The sequence below is a fragment of the Methylocaldum sp. MU1018 genome, assembly GCF_053646775.1.
In genome coordinates, this window is sequence record NZ_CM132195.1 from 195,676 (window position 1) to 218,705 (window position 23,030).

General features: G+C 56.5%; 19 protein-coding genes. 11 read left to right on the forward strand and 8 right to left on the reverse strand.

Annotation, left to right across the window (positions count from 1 at the left end; all coding sequences use genetic code 11):
- Nucleotides 1-747, forward strand: a complete 747-nt coding sequence (locus ACWJKU_RS00920) for a heme ABC transporter permease (protein WP_454145156.1) — start codon at nt 1-3, stop codon at nt 745-747.
- A gap of 153 nt (nt 748-900) precedes the next feature.
- Here ACWJKU_RS00920 and ACWJKU_RS00925 read toward each other — a convergent pair whose 3' ends face one another.
- Together ACWJKU_RS00925 and ACWJKU_RS00930 are read right to left on the reverse strand one after the other, a co-directional pair.
- Entirely contained in the window at nt 901-1,179 is a 279-nt protein-coding gene (locus ACWJKU_RS00925) for an Lpp/OprI family alanine-zipper lipoprotein (RefSeq protein ID WP_454145158.1), read from the reverse strand.
- A 122-nt stretch (nt 1,180-1,301) separates the two neighbouring features.
- Nucleotides 1,302-1,856 (reverse strand): L,D-transpeptidase family protein, encoded by a 555-nt coding sequence (locus tag ACWJKU_RS00930; protein WP_454145160.1) that lies wholly within the window; start codon nt 1,854-1,856, stop codon nt 1,302-1,304.
- 113 nt (nt 1,857-1,969) lie between these two features.
- Here ACWJKU_RS00930 and ACWJKU_RS00935 point away from each other — a divergent pair, with 113 nt between their 5' ends.
- Nucleotides 1,970-3,604 (forward strand): alpha-D-glucose phosphate-specific phosphoglucomutase, encoded by a 1,635-nt coding sequence (locus ACWJKU_RS00935; RefSeq protein WP_454145162.1) that lies wholly within the window; start codon nt 1,970-1,972, stop codon nt 3,602-3,604.
- A 45-nt stretch (nt 3,605-3,649) separates the two neighbouring features.
- Here ACWJKU_RS00935 and rsmA read toward each other — a convergent pair whose 3' ends face one another.
- From rsmA to ACWJKU_RS00955, 4 genes are read right to left on the reverse strand one after another with little or no spacing between them, the layout of a single operon-like run.
- A complete protein-coding gene (rsmA, locus tag ACWJKU_RS00940; RefSeq protein WP_454145164.1) occupies nt 3,650-4,444 on the reverse strand; it encodes a 16S rRNA (adenine(1518)-N(6)/adenine(1519)-N(6))-dimethyltransferase RsmA in 795 nt (264 codons plus the stop codon).
- Nucleotides 4,445-4,461: 17 nt separating this feature from the next.
- A complete protein-coding gene (gene pdxA / locus ACWJKU_RS00945; protein WP_454145165.1) occupies nt 4,462-5,436 on the reverse strand; it encodes a 4-hydroxythreonine-4-phosphate dehydrogenase PdxA in 975 nt (324 codons plus the stop codon).
- The gene (locus ACWJKU_RS00950; protein WP_454145166.1) at nt 5,433-6,776 is read right to left on the reverse strand and encodes a peptidylprolyl isomerase; all 1,344 of its coding nucleotides are present in this window, start codon (nt 6,774-6,776) and stop codon (nt 5,433-5,435) included. The genes pdxA and ACWJKU_RS00950 overlap by 4 nt, the downstream gene beginning before the upstream one ends.
- A gap of 21 nt (nt 6,777-6,797) precedes the next feature.
- Nucleotides 6,798-9,518 carry an LPS-assembly protein LptD gene (locus ACWJKU_RS00955; protein ID WP_454145167.1) on the reverse strand — a complete coding sequence of 907 codons (2,721 nt, stop codon included), beginning with the start codon at nt 9,516-9,518 and terminating at the stop codon, nt 6,798-6,800.
- Nucleotides 9,519-9,773: 255 nt separating this feature from the next.
- On the opposite strand from ACWJKU_RS00955, the gene ACWJKU_RS00960 reads away from it, so the two are divergent.
- Genes ACWJKU_RS00960 through ACWJKU_RS00970 form a run of 3 tightly spaced genes read left to right on the forward strand, consistent with a single transcriptional unit; the run spans nt 9,774 to nt 11,856 of the window.
- Nucleotides 9,774-10,790, forward strand: a complete 1,017-nt coding sequence (locus ACWJKU_RS00960; RefSeq protein WP_454145168.1) for an aminoglycoside phosphotransferase family protein — start codon at nt 9,774-9,776, stop codon at nt 10,788-10,790.
- Nucleotides 10,787-11,470 carry an N-acetylmuramate alpha-1-phosphate uridylyltransferase MurU gene (murU, locus tag ACWJKU_RS00965; RefSeq protein WP_454145169.1) on the forward strand — a complete coding sequence of 228 codons (684 nt, stop codon included), beginning with the start codon at nt 10,787-10,789 and terminating at the stop codon, nt 11,468-11,470. The genes ACWJKU_RS00960 and murU overlap by 4 nt, the downstream gene beginning before the upstream one ends.
- Nucleotides 11,471-11,505: 35 nt before the next feature.
- Entirely contained in the window at nt 11,506-11,856 is a 351-nt protein-coding gene (locus ACWJKU_RS00970) for a DUF4870 family protein (RefSeq protein WP_454145170.1), read from the forward strand.
- A 148-nt stretch (nt 11,857-12,004) separates the two neighbouring features.
- Here the strand turns inward: ACWJKU_RS00970 and ACWJKU_RS00975 are convergent, their stop codons facing one another.
- Nucleotides 12,005-12,631: a histidine phosphatase family protein gene (locus tag ACWJKU_RS00975; RefSeq protein WP_454145171.1), complete on the reverse strand. Its 627-nt coding sequence runs from the start codon at nt 12,629-12,631 to the stop codon at nt 12,005-12,007.
- Complete coding sequence (gene argH / locus ACWJKU_RS00980; RefSeq protein WP_454145172.1) at nt 12,628-14,025, reverse strand: argininosuccinate lyase; 1,398 nt, start codon at nt 14,023-14,025, stop codon at nt 12,628-12,630. Before argH ends, ACWJKU_RS00975 begins: the two co-directional genes overlap by 4 nt.
- A gap of 226 nt (nt 14,026-14,251) precedes the next feature.
- Between argH and ACWJKU_RS00985 the strand changes: the two genes are divergently transcribed.
- The 6 genes from ACWJKU_RS00985 to ACWJKU_RS01010 all read left to right on the forward strand — a co-directional run bounded on the left by ACWJKU_RS00985 (nt 14,252) and on the right by ACWJKU_RS01010 (nt 23,030).
- Nucleotides 14,252-14,659: a bacteriohemerythrin gene (locus ACWJKU_RS00985; RefSeq protein WP_454145173.1), complete on the forward strand. Its 408-nt coding sequence runs from the start codon at nt 14,252-14,254 to the stop codon at nt 14,657-14,659.
- 146 nt (nt 14,660-14,805) lie between these two features.
- A complete protein-coding gene (gene pgi, locus ACWJKU_RS00990) occupies nt 14,806-16,446 on the forward strand; it encodes a glucose-6-phosphate isomerase (protein ID WP_454145174.1) in 1,641 nt (546 codons plus the stop codon).
- Nucleotides 16,447-16,716: 270 nt separating this feature from the next.
- Complete coding sequence (locus tag ACWJKU_RS00995; RefSeq protein ID WP_454145175.1) at nt 16,717-17,400, forward strand: O-methyltransferase; 684 nt, start codon at nt 16,717-16,719, stop codon at nt 17,398-17,400.
- Between the two features lie 241 nt (nt 17,401-17,641).
- Complete coding sequence (gene prsT, locus ACWJKU_RS01000) at nt 17,642-20,440, forward strand: XrtA/PEP-CTERM system TPR-repeat protein PrsT (protein WP_454145176.1); 2,799 nt, start codon at nt 17,642-17,644, stop codon at nt 20,438-20,440.
- A gap of 306 nt (nt 20,441-20,746) precedes the next feature.
- Entirely contained in the window at nt 20,747-21,601 is an 855-nt protein-coding gene (gene pepA, locus ACWJKU_RS01005) for a flocculation-associated PEP-CTERM protein PepA (RefSeq protein ID WP_454145177.1), read from the forward strand.
- A 157-nt stretch (nt 21,602-21,758) separates the two neighbouring features.
- Nucleotides 21,759-23,030 carry an FtsX-like permease family protein gene (locus tag ACWJKU_RS01010; protein ID WP_454145178.1) on the forward strand — a complete coding sequence of 424 codons (1,272 nt, stop codon included), beginning with the start codon at nt 21,759-21,761 and terminating at the stop codon, nt 23,028-23,030.

Consider the following 23,030-nt stretch of genomic DNA (forward strand, 5'->3'; position numbering starts at 1 on the left):
ATGTGGACATTCTTCCATAAACTTGCTTCACCCAAACACTTTTATCGCATTTCCGGCTATTTGATTCCGTGGCTGGGAGCGGTGACGACGATATTATTGCTGGCCGGTCTATATCTCGGCCTATTCGTTGCTCCACCGGATTATCAGCAGGGAGAGAGTTATCGAATTATCTTCGTGCACGTGCCCAGTGCATGGATGTCTCTTTTTATTTACGTTTTCATGGCCGTTCTGAGTGCGATTTACTTGATTTGGAATATCAAGTTGGCCGACGTGATGGCGAGCAGTTCGGCTGCCTTGGGCGCATCGTTTACGTTTCTTGCGTTAGCGACCGGGTCTCTTTGGGGTAAACCAATGTGGGGCGCTTGGTGGGTATGGGATGCGCGACTTACGTCCGAGCTTATTTTGCTCTTTCTTTATCTGGGCTATATCGCCCTGGTTTCCGCAATCGAAGATAAGCGGTCGGCGGCTCGGGCAGGCGGCGTCTTGATTCTGGTCGGGGTGGTCAATATCCCGATCATCCATTATTCGGTCGAATGGTGGAATACGCTTCACCAGGGACCCACCGTCACTAAATTCGACAAACCCTCGATTCATTTCAGTATGCTGCTGCCCTTGCTGCTTATGGCTGCGGCTTTTCAGTTCTATTATTTCACCGTGCTTCTAATCCGTGCGCGTGCCGAGGTGCTCGATCGCGAAAGGCGCAGCGCATGGGTGCAGGACTCTTTCTCCAGGCTTGCGTCTCGTTAGGCGTCCGCTTTATTTTCTATTTCCGGCTAGGGCAGGGATGGATGCCGGCTCTTCCGTGGAGCGGCATATTTCGCCCCTGGTCGATAAAAAAACCCCGGTAGATTTGCATCTACCGGGGTCTGTAAACTGTTCGCGACTTTGAAAGGCGCGAAATTATTTCATCATCGATTTTCTGAACATGCGATCCAGCTTGCTGTTCACTTCTTCAGAAGCGGCAGCGGCTCTGCGAGCAGCGGATTCGGCGCTGGCGGCTTTGGATTCGGCCGCCTGAGCAGCGGACAGTGCTTCGTCCGCGGTGCTCTTGACGGAAGAGATTTCCGCCTTCAAACCGTCAACCTGGGTTTGCAGGTTGTTGAGGTCGGATTTGCTGGCGCAGCCTACCGCCAAACCAGCAGACAAAAGTAATACGGCCAATTTAGTAGCTTTCATCATCGTTCTTTCCTTTTTTATTGACTGAGATACTTGGTGAGATCATCCGTCCCGAGGAACGAATGCGTGACGTTTTAGAGTGTGCCGCGGAATGGATAATCTTTCCAGTATTATTTTGGCACAAATTACCGGATTACCACCAGGGTGCCTTTTTTTACCCAGGCGCTGAGCCTATCGATCTGCTCGTTGGTCATGGCTACGCACCCTTGAGTCCAGTCAAAATTTTGATGAACCGCAAGATCGGCCCGTCCCAGGCCATGAATGCCGATTTGCCCGCCAAGTGCAGTGTTCTGGGGAGGAATGGCTGCGCCGATGCTGGTGCGCAATATGGTGCGGTAGGTATTCAGTCCTATTAAACCCAATTCGTAGGCCCGTTCCGCGTTCTCCCGATTGGGGTAAGTAAAGCCGAAAAACCTGTGATAACGGCTGTTCTCGTTGATCCAGCCGATGCGATACTCGCCTAGCGGGGTTTTGTAGTCTCCGCGCTCTTTAAATAGGCCCGCGCCGTGGCGTCCTATCGCGATCTTCTCGAATACTTCCAAATCGCGATCGCCCGCCATTACCTTTAACACGTGCGGTACAGTTTCGACCAGCAGCCAAATACTTTCGTCCTTCTCGCTCGCTCCGGCGTTTAGCGAGAGTAGCAGCGGGATTGCACTGAGGACAGAGCGAAATTTCACGTGTTGTCTCCTTGGTTCTCGGATCGTGAGGATGGTCTCAAAAAAGTTTCTCGATAGGTAAACGGACTTAGTAAAATAAATAGACGATTTCAGCCATCTTGAAAATACCGACCATGCAAATCGAAACCCGAAAGACAACGCCGTATAACGATCAAAAGCCAGGAACTTCAGGGCTGCGCAAGAAGGTCAAGGTCTTTTTGCAGGAGAATTATCTGGAGAATTTCGTTCAGTCGGTTTTCGATACCTTGGGCGATGCGACCGGGAAAACGCTCGTCCTGGGGGGCGACGGACGCTATCTCAACCGCCAGGCGATCCAGACCATTATCAAAATGTCCGCCGCCAACGGTGTGGGACGGCTGTTGATCGGACAGGGGGGGCTGCTGTCGACGCCGGCGGCGTCTTGTGTGATCCGCAAGTACAAGGCGTACGGCGGATTCGTCCTTTCCGCCAGCCACAATCCCGGCGGACCGGATGAAGACTTCGGCATTAAATACAATGTAACCAACGGCGGGCCGGCGCCCGAGAGCTTTACCGATGCGGTTTATGCCCGCAGCCGAGTCATCGACCGGTACAAGATCATCCGGGCCGACGCTATCGATATCGACACGATCGGCGAAACCCAGCTAGCCGGCATGGTCGTCCAGGTCATGGACCCGGTGAGCGACTATGCGCAGTTGATGGAGCATTTGTTCGATTTTGATTTGATCGAATCGGCGCTGAAATCCGGCACGATCACGCTGTGCTACGACGCGATGCACGCCATTACCGGGCCGTATGCGAAACGGATCTTGGAGGAAAGGCTGGGTGCCGCAACCGGCTCCGTGATCAACGGGATTCCTCTGGAAGATTTTGGCGGCGGTCATCCCGATCCCAATCTGACTCATGCCCGGAAATTGGCCGACCTCATGTTCGGTGCTCGGCCGCCCACGCTGGGAGCGGCGTCCGACGGCGATGGCGACCGCAATATGATTATGGGCAGCCAATTTTTCGTTACGCCGAGCGACAGCCTGGCCGTATTGGCGGCCAATGCGCATCTCCTGCCGGGCTATAAGGACGGGTTGCGGGGCGTGGCGCGTTCTATGCCGACCAGTCAGGCGGTCGACCGGGTGGCTCATGCCATGGGTATCGAGTGTTTCGAAACGCCGACCGGCTGGAAATTTTTCGGCAATTTGCTCGATGCCCGCAAGATTACGCTGTGCGGAGAGGAAAGCTTCGGCACCGGCTCCGACCACGTCCGCGAAAAGGATGGTTTATGGGCGGTGCTGTTCTGGCTCAATCTGATCGCCGTTCGCCGGCAGTCGGTGGCGGAAATCGTGCGCGAGCACTGGCGCCGGTTCGGTCGCGACTACTATTCGCGACACGATTACGAAGGTATGCCGGCGGAGGTCGGCGAAGCGATCCTGTCCCGGCTCCGCGCGCAGTTGCCGGGGCTGGTCGGCAAGACTTTCGGCGCCTATCGGGTCGGTTTGGCGGACGATTTCAGCTACCGGGATCCGGTGGATGGAAGCGTCAGCGAAAAACAGGGAATCCGAATCGTCTTTGAAAACGGAGCGCGAATCGTGTTCAGGCTCTCGGGTACGGGAACCGAAGGGGCAACGCTGAGAATCTATCTCGAACGTTATGAGCGCGACCCGGCGGAACATGACCGGGATCCGCAAGCGGCGCTCAAGGACTTGATCGAATTGGCCGAGAGCCTTTCCGAAGCAAAGGCGAGATCCGGCATGCCCGGACCTACGGTAATCACCTGAGCCGCGGGCCGTCTTCAAGGCCGCCGCAGTTTCGGCGGCCTTTTCTTAATCGGCTGCGTTATCTTGCTTTTCCCGAAGAGCCCGGGCCAGGCGGGCATACGCCTCCAGCCCGAGCGTTTCTGCCCGTGCCTTGGGATCTATGCCGAGACTCCGAATCTCGCCGTCGTCAAACAGGTGTTTCAGGGCATTGCGGAGCGTCTTGCGGCGCTGCGAGAAGGCGGCGGCAACGACGTGTCCCAAAGGTTCCGGCTCGACATCCACGGGGCGGGTCTCGTGCGGTGCCAGGCGGACGACCGCGGACGTGACCTGCGGTTGCGGATAGAAGCTCTCGGGCGAAACCTCGAACAGACTGTCCGCGCGACAATAGTACTGAGCCATGATGCCGAGCCGTCCGTAACTTTTGTCTCCCGGAGCGGCGCACAGCCGGTCGACGACTTCCTTCTGCAGCATGAAGTGCATGTCCTCTATGCACTCCGCCTGAGCGAAAATGTGGAAGAGCAGAGGCGTGGAAATGTTATAAGGAAGATTGCCGACGATGCGAAGTTTTTCTCCCGTGCTCAACGCGCAGAACCGGAATTTGAGCGCATCCGCGCGGTGCAGGCGGAACCTGGCGTCGGCCGAGAACGTCTTTTCCAGCGAGGCGGCCAGGTCCCGGTCTATTTCGACCGCGTCCAATTGTCCGCAGAGGGGTAATAACGCTTCGGTCAAGGCGCCTTGCCCGGGGCCGATCTCCACGAGGTGATCTTCGGCTTTGGGGGCGATGCCGAGGACGATTTGCCGGACAACGGCGCTGTCGCGCAGGAAGTTTTGACCGAACCGCTTGCGAGGCTGGTGATTCATAACCTTTTATTATCCGGTCAATTTCTGCCCGCCATGCCAATGGCTTCGTCGATGGCGGCTTCCAGGCTTCCCGCATCGGCTTTTCCGTTGCCGGCCAAATCCAGGGCCGTGCCGTGATCGACCGAGGTGCGGACGATGGGCAATCCCAGGGTGATGTTGACCGCGCGGCCGAAGCCCGCATATTTCAACACGGGCAATCCCTGGTCATGGTACATGGCGAGCACGGCGTCGGCGTTCCGGAGATATTTCGGAAGAAAGAGGGTATCTGCCGGCAACGGGCCGATCAAGTTCATTCCTTTTCGTCTGAGGGTTTCGAGCACGGGCTCGATGATCTCGATCTCCTCCCGCCCCAGGTGGCCGCCTTCGCCGGCATGGGGGTTGAGGCCGCAGACGAGAACCCGCGGCGCGGTAATGCCGAAGCGGGCGGTCAGGTCCCGGTCCAGTGTCGCGAGTACCGCGGACAGCCGTTCGCGCGTAATGTTCCGGCTGACCTCCGCCAGCGGTAGATGTGTCGTCGCCAGTGCGACGCGAAGGCCTGGCGCGGCGAGCATCATCACGGGATGGCCTCCGCTGATGGCGGCGATGAATTCGGTATGCCCGGTAAAGGCTATGCCGGCCTGGTTGATGATTCCCTTGTGCACGGGGGCGGTGACCAGGGCGTCGAAGCGTCCCTCGAGGCAGGCTGTAACGCCGCTGGAGATGGTTTCAAGGACATAGGGCGCGTTGGCAACGCTCAGCCGGCCGCAAGTCGGATCGGCGGTATTAGCCGTGGGCCATACTTTGAGCGATCCCGGCCGGTGCGCTTCGATTCCGCCGGCTTCCGGCGCACGGATTTCAAGACCGAGGTCCAGTTGCTCCGCTCGTTTCGCCAGCAGCAGTGGATCGCCGATCACGGTGAGGTCGCAGGCCAGCTCCCGTTGGGCGATTTGCACGCACAAATCCGGGCCGATGCCGGCGGGTTCCCCGGTCGTCAGCAGTATTCGCGCGATCATTGGAGCGGAGGCATGAAAGACATGCTTTCCGGTTCGCTCAAGCGAATCTCGACGTAGGCTTCGTCGCGGATCCGGCGCAGCCAAAGCTCGGTCTCCTCTTCCGCCTTGCGTTTGAAGATTTCCTCGCGGGCTTTGTTTTTCAGCAATTCGTCGCTGTCGTTGGACTCCTGCCGTTCCAGCACTTGAATGAGATGCCAGCCGAATTGGGTTTGTACCGGATCGCTGAGCTGGCTGATCGCAAGCCGGTTCATGGCGTCCTCGAAGGGGGGGACCAGAGCTCCCGGTTGCACGAAACCGAGATCGCCACCCTTGATCGCCGAGCCTTTGTCGTCGGAGTGGCCTCGCGCCAGTGCGGCGAAGTCTTCGCCGCCTTCGATGCGCTGTCTCAGGGTCAACAGCTTTTGCCTGGCTTCTTCATCCGACAAAACCTCGTTGGGCTTGATCAGGATATGGCGCACGTGGGTTTTGGTCATGCGCTCGTCCTCGCCGCCTTTGGTGCCGAGCAGCTTGATGATGTGAAACCCGCTCGGGCTGCGAATGGGGCCTTCGATGCCGCCTTCCTTCATCGTGGGCACCAGATCGATGAACAGGGACGGCACCTGGCTCAGCTTGCGCCAGCCGAGATCGCCGCCACTCAGGGCTTGCGGCGAATCGGAGGAACTCACCGCGGCTTGCCTGAAATCCAGTCCCTTTCTGAGTTCGTCGATCAGCCGCTCGGCCTTTTCCCTGGCTTTTTGTATTTCGGACGGCGAGGCGGCCTGTGGCGTTGCAATCAGAATATGGCCCAGCAAATATTCGCTATCGCGGTTGACATCGGATTGTCCGTGGGTTTCCAGATAGTGCTGCACTTCGTGATCGCTGACCTTGATTTGGCTGTTGATTTGTCCGCTTCGCAAGCGGCCGATGGCGATCTCGTTGCGAATCTGTTCGATGAAGGCGGCATAATCGATGCCTTCTTCCCGCAAAGAGTGGCGGAACTCTTCCAGGCTCATGTTGTTGCGCTGAGCGATCTGCTGCACGGCTTGCCTGAGCGTCTCGTCATCGATCCGGATGCCGGCTTTTTCGGCCAATTGCACTTGAATCTTGTCGACGATCAGGCGTTCCAAGACTTGGCGGATCAAAATCTCGTCCGGCGGAAGTTGTGTGTTGTTTTGCCGCAGGCTGTTTTTGATGGACTCGACTTTCTGTTGCAGTTCGCTTTCCAGGATCACGCCATCTTCGACGACGGCTACGATACGATCGATGGGGCGGTCTGCGAGTACCGTCCGCGGCAGCAAGAAAAACGGCAGCAGGATGAATTTGGCGAAGGTGGCGCCTTTCGAAGGGGAAAATGCGGTCATGAGCATGGGAGTCGTCTTCGGTTAATCTTCTGCAAGCCGGTAGCCGCTGATGCTGCGTTCCAGGAACTGGTCTACCTGGTTGCCCAGGCGAGTCAGACCTTTCAGCTCGAGCTGCACGAATACGCCGGTGTTGGCCGTATTGCCGGCAGTGGTTCCGGACTGGGTGCCGTTGATGTAGTGTCGGCCAATCAGACTGAAACGCCAGCAGCAAGTTTCCCGCTCGATACCCAAGAAGCTTTCCAGCGTCACCTGATCCAGCAGTGAATACTGCCAGCGTCCGATAGCGTTCCAGCCTTTGACGATGGGTAGGCGGAAGGAGGCGTCCGTGAGATCCAGGCTGACGGTATCCATGTATTGGTTCTGGTTGCGGCGGAACCGGTAGGCCAGATTGAAGAGATGATTTTGTCGGTCGTTGTACTGTAGCGCGACTTGACCGCGATCGATGCGGCCGCGGCTGGGATTCCATTGACCGCCGGTGTGGAACGACCAGGTATCGGTCAGGCTGGAATAGACTTCGGCCACCAGATTCGACTGATCCGTGGTCGTGGCCGGGGTGTTTGTCAAATTGACGTTGCGATCCTCGAAATAAAAGATTTCGCCGACGCTCGCCCTGAACCGCTCCAGTCCCGAAGCCTGGTCGATGAGTCGCGACGTGAGCGCGAGCGTGACTTGATTGGCATCGCCAAGCCTGTCGGCACCGGTAAAACGGTTTTCGCGGAAAAGCTGATAAAAGGTGAAGTCGTATTCGCCGGTATCGAACACCGGAATGTCTTCTTGATTTTTGTCCGGTATGTACAGGTAGAAGAGCCGCGGCTCCAGGGTTTGGAGCAGGGGCGTGTCGGCCAGTTCAAACTCGCGTTCCAGAAAAAGTCCGCTATCGACGGAGAAGATCGGAGCGGTTCGGCTCGGGTGGCCATTCAGGCCGGAAAGCTGGTTTTCGAGCCAGTATTGGGTGTGTTGCAGGCTGAGACTCGGCGTGACGAATCCTGCGGCCGAGCGGATCGGATATGAAATGCGCGGGGTTAGGTTCAATCGCTGACCCTTGACTTTGCCTTCGGCCGCGGTTTCGAAGCTGGTCAGATCGCTGGTCCCGCTGACCACTAGGCCGGTGCTGCCCAGGGGTTTGCCGAAGTTGAACATCACCTGCGGAAGCCGATAATAAGGCCGCGCCTCGGGGGGAATGGTCGGGTCGATGGATTGATAATAATCCGCCATCGTCCGGATGGAATAGCCGGCGCCGCTATAGTTCAGCATGCCGATGCTGGGGATGAATCTCGTGTTGACGATGTTCAGCGGGTTGCCCAGTTCGTTGAGATAGCGCTTATCGGACACGTAGTTGAGATCGACATGCGAATTCAGATTGCTGGTAAACCGGGTGTCGTTCAGGAATGCGAACTGGCCGCGGCTGACGCCTTTCACCTCGTCTTTGGGCATGTAGTCGCCCCCGAAGCGGCCTCGCGTGTTTTCGAACAGGTAGCGGACTTCGCCGCGAAACAGCGGGCCGCGCCTGGTCAGGTACCGGGCTGTAAGCGTGGCGTCGTAGTTCGGCGCCAGGTTGAAATAATAAGGCACCGCTAGATCGAACCCTCCGACCTTGGTCGTTCCGAAGGACGGGGTGAGCAAGCCGGTCTGCCGCCGGTCGTCCACCGGGAAGCTCATGTACGGCGTATAAAGAAATGGCACGCCTTTGAATTCGAGCCAGGCATGTTTCGCGGCGCCGCGCCCGGTTTCTTTGTTGATTTTGACATTGCGGGCATGGAGCATCCAATCCCGGTCGCCGGGCGGACAGGTGGTGTAGGTGAATTTTTCGTAACGCGACAAGGTGTTGCTGTCTAAATGGGTCAGGCGCGAAGTGCCGCGCGCCGGGACCGTTTCCAGAATGAATTGGGCGTTCCTGAAAACGCCCCGATCCGATTCGAGATCCAGAAAGGCGGTATCGCTGGCGAAGGTCAATCCTTTCTCTTGATAGATCACTTTGCCCCGAGCGTTCAGCGTGTCCGAAACGGTGTTGTGGGTAACGAAATCTCCCCATAGTTTTTGATCCGCCCGCGTGAGTTCGGCGGAGCCGGTGAACGTTGCGATTTCGTCGTCCACCATTTCGGCATAATCGGAGCGGATTTCCAAGGGGTGCTGTTCTCGGGCCAGCTTGTCCTGTGGGGTGAGTAGAAACTCGGTCATGGGGGCCGATTCGAGTTTGCCGGCGCAGGCATTCGTCCAAGGATCGGCCGGCAGGAAATCGACCAACTTGCGGAAGCGGTGTTCATCGTTTTCGGTAATCGTCGAGGCTTCCGCCCAGTTTTCGACGTGCTGACCTTCTTCGGCCACGACATGCGGCAGACCCTGAGGGTCCGGCCCGACCAGGGAGCAGTCCCAATTTTTGCCGGTTTCGCCGGGGCGGCAGTTCCAGCCGGGAGCTTTGTCCGCTACGGCGGATTTGGACGGCGCCGGCGGTACGGGCCGATCCGTTCGTTTCGGCTCGGCTTTTTCGGCCAGCGCGGGTTCGCGCGTTTTTGTCGGACGGCCGGGTTTTTCTTTCGGCTCCATTCCGAGTCCGGGGCCGGGTCCGGCTATGGCCGGTGTCGCCGTTTCGGATTCGGGTTCGGCCGGCGTCGCGGTGACGGTTTCGGCCTTGGATTTCTTGGTGGTGCAAACCCATTCCTTGTCGTCCTTGCTGCGTTGGCAATCCCAGTCGGACGCGGCGGCCAGCAGATAGGAAGGGCCCAAGCCCAGGCACGAAATCAACGCCCATCGACCACGAGTGAGATGAATCAGGAACACCATGCTGCGGCAGGGCTAGTTAAAACCGGAAGGAAAGTCGCAAAGTGGCTGCCACGCAATCTAGATTTGTAAACCAGGCGGCCAGGAGCGGAGTAGGGCCGGAATCGCGAAAGGCATTATCGTGAGGCTGTTCTTTATGGTGAAATATCCGATCCAAATACGGCATTCTACCGTAAGATCCGCATTATTCGAGCATTTTTAGACACAGGGACCGTCAATATGACAATACAACAAGATGATCGACTGAAGGTGCTTTCCGACTGGCTGGCAGAAACTCTCAAGCTGGCGGTGGACGCTATCGTGCCCGCTTCGAGCGATGCCAGCTTTCGGCGCTATTTCCGCGTTTATTTCGATGGAATCTCGTGCATCGCGATGGATGCGCCGCCGCCCCGGGAGAATGTACGTCCCTTCATCAAGGTGGCGGCGCTCCTGCGGAATGCGGGCGTTCAGGCGCCCGAGGTGATCGCGGCCGACGAAGAGCAAGGTTTTTTGTTGCTCACCGATTTCGGAACTCGATCGTATCTGGACTGTTTAAATCCCGCATCCGTCGACCGTCTTTACGAAGACGCCCTGAATGCGCTGGTGCGTTTGCAGTCGGGCGTCGATATCGAGACCGCCGGTTTGCCCGCGTATGACGAACGTCTGCTCGGAGTCGAGCTGGATTTGTTTCGCGGCTGGTTCCTCGGCCGGCTTCTGGGATTCGTTCCCAATGCTGCGGAATCCGCCGTCTTCGACGAGGTAAATCGGCTTCTCATCGCGTCCGCGCTGGAGCAGCCCAGGGTTTGCGTCCATCGGGATTATCACTCCCGCAATCTCATGGCGACCGAGCGCCTCAATCCGGGGGTCCTGGATTTTCAGGATGCGGTCGTCGGGCCTGTCACCTACGACCTGGCATCGCTGATACGCGACTGTTACGTCTCTTGGCCGCCCTCAATGGTAGAGGTCTGGATGATCGATCATTACACGCGCCTTTGCGAAGCCGGACTCATCGATTCGGTGAGTCCCGACACCTTCCGGCGCTGGTTCGATCTCATGGGGATGCAGCGCCACCTCAAAGCCATCGGCATTTTTTCCAGGCTGAAGCTGCGTGACGGCAAGTCGGGATATCTCAAGGATATTCCGCGCACCATGACCTATGTGACCGACGTGTGCGGGCGTTATCCGGAATTCGCCGATTTTCTGGACTTTTTGGAAAATCGGGTCTTGCCTCGTATGACTTCGGACAAAGTAACATGAAAGCCATGATTTTGGCCGCCGGGCGCGGCGAACGCATGCGGCCCCTGACCGATCGGACTCCGAAGCCGCTGCTGACCGCGGGCGGTCGCCCGCTGATCGAGCACACGATCGAATCCCTCGTTCGCGGCGGGTTCGTCGACATCGTCGTCAATACCGCCCATCTCGGCGAACAGATCGAAGCCCATCTGGGGGACGGCGCTCGATTCGGCGCGAGGATCGCCTATTCTGCCGAAGGCGAGGCGCTCGAAACCGGCGGCGGCATTCACCGGGCATTGCCGCTATTGGGCGATCGCCCGTTCTTGGCGGTCAACGGCGATATCGCTACCGATTATCCTTTCCGGCGATTGCGTTATCGGCCGGCCGGGTTAGCTCATCTGGTGCTGGTGCCCAATCCGTTGCACCATCCGCAGGGGGATTTCGCCCTGAGCGATGGGGCTGTGCTGGATTCGGGGGATTGCCGTTTCACTTTCAGCGGCATCGGCGTCTATCGTCCGGAATTGTTCGCGGACTGCGCGCCCGGCAAGTTTCCTCTGGCGCCTTTGTTGAGACGGGCGATGGCGGATGGACTCGTAAGCGGAGAAGTCTACCCGGGTTTTTGGATGGACATCGGTACCGTCGATCGGCTCCGGGCGTTCGACGAGCATTTGAACTCCGGTCCGGGAAAATCAGTCGGCATTTGAGAACGCAGTAACCGATTTTGTCATGGAGATTCGATATGCAAGACAATACATTCCCCGAATCGGGTGAAAGAGATCTCGGTAGAGAGAAAAGGTTGGCCCAGATCGTTTATGCCTTACAGGCCGCCTCTTTTTTGGTGGGGGTTACCTACATCATCGCGGCGGTCATCAATTACGTGAAGTGGCCGGACGTGGCGGGCACCTGGCTGGAATCCCATTTCCGTTGGCAAATCAGGACCTTCTGGTACAGCATCCTGTGGGGCATCGTGGGCGGACTGACTTTGTTTCTGTTCGTGGGCTACGTAATTCTCACCGCCAACACGATCTGGATCGTTTATCGCATCGCCGTCGGATGGATAGCGCTCGGCGAAGACCGGCCGGTGAGCTGAAGAGATTGCGCGAAACCCGCTGCGCGGCCCGGTGCCGCATCGGCCGCTCGCTGCGGTTCTTCCGCAACCTCGCGGGCTGAGGGCTTATCCCAGTAGGCTCAAGAAACCCTTCGACGAACTCAGGGCGAACGGCCTACTGGGATAGGTTCTAAGATGCGTGCAGGGAGCCGCCGTGAAAAACCAGTTGCCCCAGGAACTCTTCGCCCTGCTCCAGGCACTCGATCCGGGTGATTCCGGCGGTGGCGACCTTGATGCGGAACAGGTTGGATAAGGGGATGTCCAGGATATGGGCGAGCACCATGCGGATGGTGCCGGCATGACAGATGATGAGAATATGTTTTCCGGCGTGGCGGTTGAGGATGTCGTTCCAGGCGGAGACGATGCGACCCTTGAATTCCGCAAGCCCTTCGGAATCGTCGGGACGGTTGTTCATGGGGTCGCGATAAAAACGCTGGATCAGGCCGGGGTCGTATTGGGTGATTTCCTCCCGCGTCTTGCCTTGCCAGACTCCGAACCCGATTTCTTTCAGTCGGGGTTCGATTTCGAAGGGAATCCCGCTTCGGTCGCTCATTTCTTCGGCGAAAGCCTGGCAGCGGGCGAGGGGTGAGGTGACGATGACCTCCCACGGGTGATGCTGGCCGACGGCCGTGCGCATCTGCGACCAGCCTTTGTCGCTCAAGGGGTCGTCCATCTGCCCGCGGTAGCGGCTCCCGCCCACGGGTTCGCCGTGGCGCATCAGGTCGATTAGCGTTGTGACGCGCTCGTCGGTAATCAAGTTTTAGTCACCTCCTCGATACGTTGCCGAGCCTGCTTTACGGCTGTCCTGACCTGTTCCGGGGCGGTTCCGCCGAAGTGGTTGCGCGCCCTGACGGAACCTTCCAGCGTCAGGATTTCGAAAACATCGGGTCCGATCGTAACAGACAATTGTTGCAATTCGGTCAGCGACAACCGGGACAGATCGCGCCCGGTTTCGATGCCCAGACGTACGGCCTTGCCGACGATCTCGTGGGCATCGCGGAACGGGACTCCTTTGCGAACCAGATAATCCGCCAGATCCGTGGCCGTTGCGTAGCCTTTTTGCGCCGATTTGTACATGGCGTCCCGATTCGGCCGAACGTGCGGCATCATGTCGGCAAAGGCCCGCAGGCAGTTTTGCAAGGTATCGACCGTGTCGAACAAGGGTTCCTTGTCCTCCTGATTGTCCTTGTTGTACGCCAGGGGCTGGCTTTTCATCAGCGTCAGCAGTCCGATGAGATGGCCGAAGACCCGCCCGGATTTGCCGCGCACGAGTTCCGGTACGTCCGGGTTTTTCTTTTGCGGCATGATGGACGAGCCGGTGCAAAAGGCGTCCGGCAGATCGATGAAGCCGAACTGCGCGGAGGTCCATAGAATCAGCTCTTCGGAGAATCGCGACAAATGCATCACGATGAGACTGGCGCAGGCGGCGAATTCTACGGCGAAATCGCGATCGCTGACCGCGTCCAGCGAATTCGAAGCCGGACGGTCGAAGCCGAGACGTTCGGCGGTATAAAACCGATCCAGCGGGAAGGTGGTGCCGGCCAGGGCCGCCGCGCCGAGGGGCATGACGTTGACGCGTTTCCGACAGTCGAGCAGGCGCTCGTGATCTCTCGCCAACATTTCGTGCCAGGCCAAGAGGTGATGTCCGAAAGTGACCGGTTGGGCGACCTGGAGATGAGTGAACCCCGGCATGATGGTATCCGCCTCGCGCTCCGCGAGATCGAGCAAGGCGCTTTGAAGCCGAAGAATTTCTTCGGCAATCCGATCGATTTCGTGGCGCAGATACAGTCTGACGTCCGTGGCCACCTGGTCGTTCCGGGAGCGGCCGGTGTGCAGCTTCTTCCCCGCTTCGCCGATGCGCTCGGTGAGGCGGGCTTCGATATTCATGTGCACATCTTCGAGTTTTACCGACCAGGGGAACTCCCCGTGCTCGATTTCCTCTCGGATCTGTTCCAGTCCCTGGGTGATGATGTCGCATTCCTCGCCGCTTAAAACGCCGATGCGTTTCAGCATCGAGGCATGGGCGATGGAGCCCTGGATATCGTGGGGAGCCAGTCGCTTGTCGAATTCAACGGATGCGGTGAAAGTTTCCACGAAGGCATCGGTAGCCTCCGTGAAGCGGCCGGCCCAAGGTTTTGGTTCGCTGCTCATCGGAATCTTCTCGGAAGGGCTTTGGTTTTGGTCATTATAACCCGACTGCTCCGGCTTCGAAGATTTTCCAGTGATGACGATATAAGTCGCGGAGATTTCGGTCGAGGAGATAAATGGCGGAGACTTGACATAAGTCAAACTATCGTCTACCGGGCCGCTATAAAGTTCGACCGCCTATTCGGCATACAAAGCACTGAAAATATCCAATCTTCAGGAGACAAATCCGATGGCCCTTTTAGTGTGGACTCAAGAAGCATTTGGCACCAGCGTCAGCGAGGCCGACCACCAGCACCAGGAAATTTTTTCCATGTTGAACGGCCTGCACGACACGCTTGCGACCGGCGACCGGCAGTCGATCGGGCGTCAACTGGACGCGCTGATCGATTATGTAGCCATGCATTTCAAAACCGAAGAAGACCTGATGCAGGCACATGGATATCCGGACTTTGCGGCGCACAAGGCAGCGCACGATCAGTTGGTGCAGACCTGCCTCGACGTTCAGAAGAAATTCCACGCCGGAACGCTGGAAATCACCCCGGAGACCACCGGGTTCGTCAAAGATTGGCTCGTTCACCACATTCCGAGCATCGACAAACATTACGGCCCGTTTTTCAACGGCAAGGGCATCACCTGACGCTCGCCGACGAGACGGAGTTTTTCCGCCTTGATCGTTCGAGATTGCCGGCGTCGATGCCGGCAATCTTTATGATTCATGATTTATTAGCTTCTTGGCCTGTAGTAGCATTTCGGGAGGAAAAATAACGAACTCGGACCTTGTAGATGACCCAACCCTCCTGCCTTGATGCGTGGCAGTTGCTCAACCGACATCACCGCGAAATCAGCGATCTCCACATGCGGGATTTGTTCGCTGAGGATCCGTGCCGTTTCGAGCGGTTTTCGCTGCGCCTTGACGATATTTTGTTTGATTATTCTAAAAATCGAATCACGGGCCAAACCGTGACGCTATTGCTCGATCTGGCCCGGCAAGCCGGATTGAGCGAAAAAATCGCCGCCATGTTCCGGGGCGACAAGATCAATGTCACCGAAGACCGCGCCGTATTGCACGTAGCCTTGCGCAACCGCGCCAACCGGCCCATTTTCGTCGACGGCAGGGACGTGATGCCCGACGTCAACCGGGTGTTGGCGCAAATGCGGCGGTTCAGCGACTCGGTGCGTTCCGGCGAATGGAAGGGCTGCACCGGCAAAGCCATCACCGATGTCGTCAATATCGGTATCGGCGGCTCCGATCTGGGGCCGAAAATGGTGGTGGAAGCGCTTTCGCCCTATACGCAACCTCGACTTCGCGTTCGCTTCGTATCCAACGTGGACGAGGCGGATCTTCTGGAAAATCTGCGCGACCTGAATCCCGAGACCACGCTGTTCTGCGTTTCTTCGAAGACCTTTACGACGCAGGAAACCATGACCAACGCCCGCTCGTCGCGGGACTGGTTTTTGGCCAGAATCGGCGACGAGACCGCCATTGCCAAGCACTTCGTCGCGGTTTCCACCAATGCCGAAAAAGTGGCCGAGTTCGGCATCGACACCGCCAATATGTTCGAATTCTGGGATTGGGTCGGCGGCCGGTATTCGCTGTGGTCGGCCATCGGTCTGCCCATCGCTTTGGCCGTGGGCATGGATGCGTTCGAGGAGTTGCTGGCCGGTGCCCACAAGGTGGATGAATACTTCCGGACCGAGCCCTTCGAGCGGAACATCCCGGTGATCATGGGCTTGCTCGGCATCTGGTACGCCAATTTTTTCGGCGCCGAATCCTACGCCATTCTGCCCTACGATCAGTACTTGGAGAATTTGCCGGCCCACCTGCAACAGGTCGACATGGAAAGCAACGGCAAGATGGTGGATGTCGAAGGTCAAGCGATCGGCTACGGCACCGGGCCGATCATCTTCGGTCAACCCGGCACCAATGGGCAGCATGCCTTTTACCAGTTGATCCACCAAAGCCGAAAGCTGGTTCCCTGTGATTTCCTCGCGGCGGCGCAAAGTCATCATGGTCTCGGCCGGCACCACGAAATATTGATTTCGAATTTCCTCGCCCAGCCGGAAGCGCTGATGCGCGGCAAGACCTTCGACGAAGCGGAGGCCGAACTGAAAGCCGGAGGTGTGACCGGAAAGCGGCTGACGGAACTGGCTGCGGCGAAGACTTTTCCCGGCAACAAACCGTCCAATTCGATTCTCTACCGGAAATTGACGCCGGAAACCTTGGGTTCCCTGATCGCCTTATACGAGCATAAGGTCTTCGTTCAGGGCGCTATCTGGAACATCAATTCCTTCGATCAAATGGGTGTCGAATTGGGCAAGCGGCTGGCGAGAACCATCCTTTCGGAACTGGCCGGCGACCGCAGGATTTCGTCCCACGATGCTTCTACCAATGGTCTGATCGACCATTACAAGGGGTTGCGATAAAGCATGATGGTCAGGGACGGCCGGGATAAGGCCGGTCTCGCTTCGCCGTCGCAGCGCTCTCCCAAAGAAAAGATGTTTAAGGGCTTGTCCTCTCCCGTTTGGGCGGCATCCGTCCGCAGGAAATGCCGGGCGGGGAGGGCCGCTCCCGGCAAGCCGGCGGTTACTGTCGGGAACCATGCACAAGCCGGATCCTGTCGAATAAGGGAGGCGCGACCGGTCGTACGATGGCGGAGGGAGCGTCCTCCTCCCCGTTTTTTAGGAGCATGAATTATGGCCGATTCCAAAGACAACGCCGCCTCCGTTTCCGCCGTACTATCGCCGGTACATCCGGACATAGAGCGCTATATCGCCAGCCTCGTCGTTTCGACGGATGAGCCGATTCTCCTGGAAATGGAAGAATTGGCCCGCCAGCAAAGCTTTCCCATCGTCGGACGTCAGGTCGGATTGTTTCTGAAAACCTTGGCGAAAAGCATCGGGGCGAAGCGGATTTTCGAATTCGGTAGCGGTTACGGCTATTCGGCCTATTGGTTTGCGGAAGCGGCAGGACCGGACGGGCGGGTGATCTGTAGCGACGGCGACCCCGACAACCTTTCCAAAGCGGAATATTTTCTCGGCCGAGCCGGTTTGTGGGATCGCATCGATTTTCGAACCGGTTTCGCCCAGAACGTCTTTCAAGCGATGCCGGGGACGTTCGATATTTGCTACAACGACGTGGACAAGGGCGACTATCCCGAAGTGTGGCGTTTGGCCCGGGAGCGCATTCGTCCGGGCGGACTCTATATTGCCGATAATGTTTTGTGGCACGGCCGGGTTACGGTCGAGAACCCCGTCGACATCGTTCCCGGCTGGACCGATGCGATACGCGAACATAACCGGCTCATCTTCAACGACCCGGAATTCGACGCTTTCATCAACCCGACCCGCGACGGAGTCATCGTGGCGCGAAGAAAATAGCCGGCCGGAAGATTTGGGGGCATACAACCGTTCGCGCCGATCTCACCTGCAGATAGTTTCGTTGCGCCGGGCGCTCGTGCGTCTTTCCGGCCGATATCGCGGCGTTGCTTGCTTTTGGCAAAGCGGGTTGATGTTACCTACTATATACACAGATATCGCGCTTTCCGACCGTCACCGTTTCATACGGTTGTCTTAATCATTCGCCTCCATCTTTTTTCTTCATCTGAGTTAGGAACGACTTATGAATCAAAAGCTCTACGGCAAATCGCGCAAACGAGCTCTCGCGCTGTCACTGGGATTGGCGCTGACGGGCTGCGATCTGTTCCACGAAGCTACCGATGCGGAGCACGTTGCCAAGGCCAGGGCGTTTTTGGACAAGAACGACTATCGTGCCGGTTCTATCGAGTTGAAGAGCGCCCTGCAAAAGAATCCCGACAACGCGGAGGCGCGCCGGCTTTTGGGCGAGATCAGCGTCGCGTCCGGAAACGGCGAGGCCGCCGAGAAGGAGCTGAGGAAGGCCGTGGAACTCGGCGTGGCTCGGGAAGCCGTGGTGCTTTATCTGGCCGAGGCCTTGCAGTTGCAAGGCAAGAACCAGCAAATCCTGAATGAAATCGATGCCTCACTCTCGCCGGACGCGAAAGATCGAGCCACTCTGATGGCTTACCGCGGCGATGCCTGGTTGGCCATGAACAAGCCCGACAAGGCTCGAGCCGAATATGAGCAGGCCTTGGCAATCGATGAACGGTCCGCGTCGGCAAAGCTTGGAATGGCGCGCCTTGCCGTCGGCACTAAAAATTTCGATCAGGCCGAACAACTCATAGTGGATACGTTGGGAGCCGACCCCAATTTAGCAAAAGCCTGGAGTCTTAAAGCGGAAATCGAGCAGGCAAAAGGCGAAACCGAGTCGGCGGAGGCCAGTTACGGCAAGGCCATCGAACTGGGGCGCATCGATTATCCTGATCGAGCTCGGCGGGCGCTCTTGCGGATAGAGCTCAAGAAGCTGGATGCGGCTAAGGAAGACATTGATCGGCTGAAGGAGGTCCCCGGCTATTTTCTGGGACATTATGCCGATGGCGCACTCAAGCTGGCGGAAGGAAAATATTCCGAGGCCCAGGTGGCTTTTGACCAGAGTTTAAAGCTTAACGACAAGTTTGGCTCGGCGCTTTACTTTCTCGCGTTGAGCCATCTCCATCAGAATCACCTGGAGCAGGCCGATACGGCTCTAAGCCGCTTCCTCGCGATGTTTCCGGGTTCCGTAAAAGGCAATCAAATGATGGCCTTGGTCAAGTTCCGCGAGAAGGATTTCGCTGCCGCCAAGAAATTTCTGGCTCCTGTGGCGCAATACTTGCCCGAGGATATTTTTACCTTGAAATTGATGTCGAGCATCGAGTTCGCACTAGGCAACAGCGACGAAGGCATCGAGCATTTGCAGAAGCTCGCCGAGCTCGAACCCGATTCCCCGCTTACGAAAGCTCGGCTAGGTTTGAGCCTCATCGGAGCCGGCGAGACGGAAAAGGGATTGAAAGCTCTCGAGGTTGCCGTTGAGCTTGATCCTGACCTGGTTCAGGCGGACGTCTACATCGCGCTGACGCAAATACGGGTCAGGCAGTTCGATAAAGCTCAGGAGGTCATCGATAAGCTCAAGGCGAAAATGCCGGATAAAGCATTGCCGCTGAATCTTGAGGGGCTGATGGCCATACAAAGGAACGATTTGGACGGCGCTCGGAAAAATTTTCAAGATGCGCTGAAACTCGCTCCCAAGGATCTCACCGCCTTGAACGGGCTCGCTCAGTTGGCGCTACGGAATAAGGAACTCGACCTGGCCGTAGAACTGTTCCAGACGATTTTAAGGGATCATCCAAAACACATTCCGGCCCTTATCGCTTTGGCCGAAATCCAGACTCTAAAGGGAAAATGGGTCGAAACCGAGGATTATCTCAAGCAAGCCGTAGAAGCCAATCCCGAAGCATTGGGGCCGAGAATCGTACTGGCTCGGCTTTATACCCGCTTTGGCCAGGCATCGAAAGCCGTTACGCAATTGGAGGAGAAGCGTAGCGACTATGGCAAAAATCCGGAGTTTTTGGCGGCGCTCGCCGAGGCGCAGTTGGCGGAAAACAGTAGTGCGCGGGCCTTGGAGACGACCAAAACGCTGACAGCGGTCGCGCCGACATCGGCGTTGTCGCACTATCTCCTGGCGCGCGCCCAAGGCGAGAACAAAGATGCGAAAGGCATGCGAGCTTCCTTGGAGAAATCGCTCCAACTCGATCCTAAGTTCTTCCTGTCTCGTCTCGCCATGGTGAGGCTGTTAACGCAGGACCAAAAGCCAATGGAGGCGGAAAAATATCTGGCCGGCCTAAAAAAGGAGTCGCCCGAAAATCCGGACGTTCTGGAGTCGGACGGCTGGTTTGCAATGCAGCAGCGCAGGCCGCGGGACGCGATAATCGCCTATGAATCGGCGCTGAAAAAATTTCCGACAAGCAGGCTTGTCGTGAGCCTTGCCCAAGCTCGATTGGCGGCGGGCGAGAAGGAGTCTGCTCTCGAAACGCTTGCGGACTGGATCGCGAAGCATCCGAAGGATGCGTATGTTCGTTACGTCAGCGCAGGGCTGTATATGCTGATCGATCGCCCGACCGATGCGAAAACCCAATTACAGGCGATTCTGGAGGCTAATCCAAACAATGCTCTGGTGCTTAACGATTTGGCTTGGATGTTGCGCAAGGATGATCCGCAAAAAGGCTTGGAATATGCCGAAAAGGCCGTGTCGCTCGCTCCGAAATCCCCGGCATTTCTCGATACGCTCGCCGTGATTTTACTGGATAAAGGCCGGCCGGAGCGTGCCTTGGACGTTATGCAACAAGCCTATGTATTCGATCAGAAAAACCCGGAGATTCGCTACCATCTGGCTGTGGCGTATGCCAAGAACGCTCGCGCCGAGGATGCCCGCAAGATTTTAACGGAGTTGTTGAATGAGAAGGTTCAGTTCAAGGGGCAAGTCGAAGCTCAGCATCTGATGAAAGAACTGAGCGCCAGCAAGAACTGACGCATGGGCGGAGATGTGCGGGAAATAAGCGCCCCTGAGAATCGGGTGAAGGTAGGGCGGCGCTGCGGGCTTTTCGGCTATCACGCAACCTGGGATACGGATATGTCGCTCGAGGGTGTATTTCTATTTCAGGAAAAATTTGTGTCTCCCTTTCGTTTCAATATGTCAGTTTTTTTTACAGTGGTTTTTTGTTTTTTGAAAAAATAATGAAAAATCATTAATTTATTGTTGTGGCATGATATGTGCCTAAGTTGTGTTGCGGTTGGTCATCAATTGCCTCTCGTTACAGCATTTTAGGAGCTAATCATGAAAGCCTTCACTCGATATCTAGGAATCGCAGCCGTAGCCGGCGCGTTCGGGTTGCCCGCTTCGGCGTCGGCCCAAACCTTTCTCGACAATTGGTATTTGGACATCAACAAAGACGGAGACAAAGTTCAGGTCAGTCAATATCTCGACTTTGTCGGTGCCTCTTATATCAAAACGACGACCAATCCAGGCGACCCTTCTTCGTTCACGTTCACCGATAATGGTTTTTTTGTCGTTCAAGGGCACGATGGTGGCGCTAGCATTCAGGAAGGGGCGCCGGCAACTTGGAGCGAAATGACGGCCATGTTTACGGGAGCGACAGGCTCCGGCACCATCGGAGGCCCGATCGATTTCGATCCGGGCGCTAACTTGAAGCTGTATTCTGATTCCAATTTCAACTATTCTTCGACAGATGGGGTGTTCGGCGCAAACGACGGTACCTTGATCGGTGAGTTCGAGTTGGTCGATGGAAGCGGAATAGTCGATCCAAATGGTGTTCCGAATGGACAGCTCACCTTGATTTTCAAGGCATTATCGTTGACTGCCGGTTACTGGTTTGCGCCCGATGGCAGCACCGATTTGAGTACCCTGGTTCCAGGCGGGCTTCTGTTTGGTTTTGTTACAACCAATGCCTCTTACAACAGCAATCCCAGCGCTACTTTGAATAGCGAGATGGCGGAATTGCTGGGTGTTGCGTCGCCTTTGATAAATACCCCCCCTCAAGGCTTTTTTATCGCCAATAACGGCCAATACCGGCTCGATCCGGTGCAAGGCGTGCCTGAGCCGGGTGTCCTGGCCTTGTTTGGACTCGGGATGTTGGGACTCGGGTTAAACAGATCGCGGCGGACGAATTAGTTTATAGCTGCTGCTTTCAATGCACGAAAACGGTTGGCCAAAAGCCAGCCGTTTTTTTTGCTCGTTTGTTTTTTGAAATCGATATGTAGACAAACCGTTCATTTAGCAACAGGGGGATTTGATGCTATAAATATTCACGCATAGAGAGCTAATAGAAATGCTGAAAGAAAAGTTGATTTTTGCGGCACGAAATCTGACCACCAATAAGCAACGAACGCTTTTGGCGTTATCGGCCATAATTTTTGGAGTAATCGCGCAATTACTCGCCGGCGGATTCGTCGAATGGACTTTTTGGGCGATGCGAGAATCTACGATTATGTTCAGGTTGGGCCATATCCAGGTCGTTCGCTCGGGCTATCATGACTTGGGCGCCGCCGATCCGTTCAAATTTCTTCTTTCTGAGCAGTCGACAGATGTTGCCGTTTTGGAGCAGCATCCGCAGATTAAAGTCGTCGCTCCGCGATTGGCATTCACCGGTCTTATAAGCTACGCTGAAAACACCGTGTCATTTGTAGGCGAGGGCATGGATGTTGCGAAAGAGGAGCAAGTCGGCAATCTGCTTTCTTCGCATAAGAGCATCGGTCTGTCGATTCGTGATTCTACCGGAATTGTGGAAGGCACGGGGCTTCTTGGCAGTAAACCGCAAGGGATTACGATCGGGGCAGGGTTGGCGGGTACGCTTGGCGTAAAGCCGGGGGACCGGGTAACCCTCCTATCCAATACCTCTACGGGCGGAATCAATGCCGTGGAGGCCGAAATAAATGGCATTTTTACTACGTCGAACAAGCAAGCGGACGACGTATTTTTGAGAGCGCCGCTCCCGATGGCGCAGAATTTGTTGCGCGTATCGGGTGCTCATGCCTGGATTCTGTATTTGGATAAAACTACAAACACCGATACCGTTTTACACGAATTAAAAAGAAAGCTATCGGGGCAAAATGGTACATTGGAGTTTGTGCCGTGGTACTCGCTTTCAGACTTCTATAATAAGACAGTAACCTTATTCTCCCGCCAGATGAATATGGTTCAGATCATTATTGCCGTGATCATCATACTAAGTATCTCAAATGTTCTTGGCATGAACGTGCTTGAGCGAACCTCAGAGATCGGCACATTGATGGCAATTGGATTGAAGCGCAGAGAAATTCTGCTCCAATTCCTGATCGAAAGTACAGTACTCGGATTGCTCGGAGCATCGATAGGCGTAGTGGCTGGGTATGGGGTTGCTGAAGTAATATCTGTCATCGGTATTCCCATGCCTCCGGCACCCGGAATGAGTATGGGGTATACTGCGGAAATTCTGATTACTTGGCCTTTGGCCATAGGTTCACTTGCTTTGATTTTTACTGCTACGGTACTCGCTGGGGTTTATCCTGCCTGGAAAGCATCACGCCTAGAAATCGTTGATGCGCTGCGCCACAGTCGATAG

Bases quoted from the DNA above. Each gene is read 5' to 3' on its own strand.
- ACWJKU_RS00920 (WP_454145156.1), top strand. From the start codon at position 1: ATGTGGACATTCTTCCATAAACTTGCTTCACCCAAACACTTTTATCGC.
- ACWJKU_RS00925 (WP_454145158.1), bottom strand. From the start codon at position 1,179: ATGATGAAAGCTACTAAATTGGCCGTATTACTTTTGTCTGCTGGTTTG.
- ACWJKU_RS00935 (WP_454145162.1), top strand. From the start codon at position 1,970: ATGCAAATCGAAACCCGAAAGACAACGCCGTATAACGATCAAAAGCCA.
- rsmA (WP_454145164.1), bottom strand. From the start codon at position 4,444: ATGAATCACCAGCCTCGCAAGCGGTTCGGTCAAAACTTCCTGCGCGAC.
- pdxA (WP_454145165.1), bottom strand. From the start codon at position 5,436: ATGATCGCGCGAATACTGCTGACGACCGGGGAACCCGCCGGCATCGGC.
- ACWJKU_RS00950 (WP_454145166.1), bottom strand. From the start codon at position 6,776: ATGACCGCATTTTCCCCTTCGAAAGGCGCCACCTTCGCCAAATTCATC.
- ACWJKU_RS00960 (WP_454145168.1), top strand. From the start codon at position 9,774: ATGACAATACAACAAGATGATCGACTGAAGGTGCTTTCCGACTGGCTG.
- murU (WP_454145169.1), top strand. From the start codon at position 10,787: ATGAAAGCCATGATTTTGGCCGCCGGGCGCGGCGAACGCATGCGGCCC.
- ACWJKU_RS00970 (WP_454145170.1), top strand. From the start codon at position 11,506: ATGCAAGACAATACATTCCCCGAATCGGGTGAAAGAGATCTCGGTAGA.
- argH (WP_454145172.1), bottom strand. From the start codon at position 14,025: ATGAGCAGCGAACCAAAACCTTGGGCCGGCCGCTTCACGGAGGCTACC.
- ACWJKU_RS00985 (WP_454145173.1), top strand. From the start codon at position 14,252: ATGGCCCTTTTAGTGTGGACTCAAGAAGCATTTGGCACCAGCGTCAGC.
- pgi (WP_454145174.1), top strand. From the start codon at position 14,806: ATGACCCAACCCTCCTGCCTTGATGCGTGGCAGTTGCTCAACCGACAT.
- ACWJKU_RS00995 (WP_454145175.1), top strand. From the start codon at position 16,717: ATGGCCGATTCCAAAGACAACGCCGCCTCCGTTTCCGCCGTACTATCG.
- prsT (WP_454145176.1), top strand. From the start codon at position 17,642: ATGAATCAAAAGCTCTACGGCAAATCGCGCAAACGAGCTCTCGCGCTG.
- pepA (WP_454145177.1), top strand. From the start codon at position 20,747: ATGAAAGCCTTCACTCGATATCTAGGAATCGCAGCCGTAGCCGGCGCG.
- ACWJKU_RS01010 (WP_454145178.1), top strand. From the start codon at position 21,759: ATGCTGAAAGAAAAGTTGATTTTTGCGGCACGAAATCTGACCACCAAT.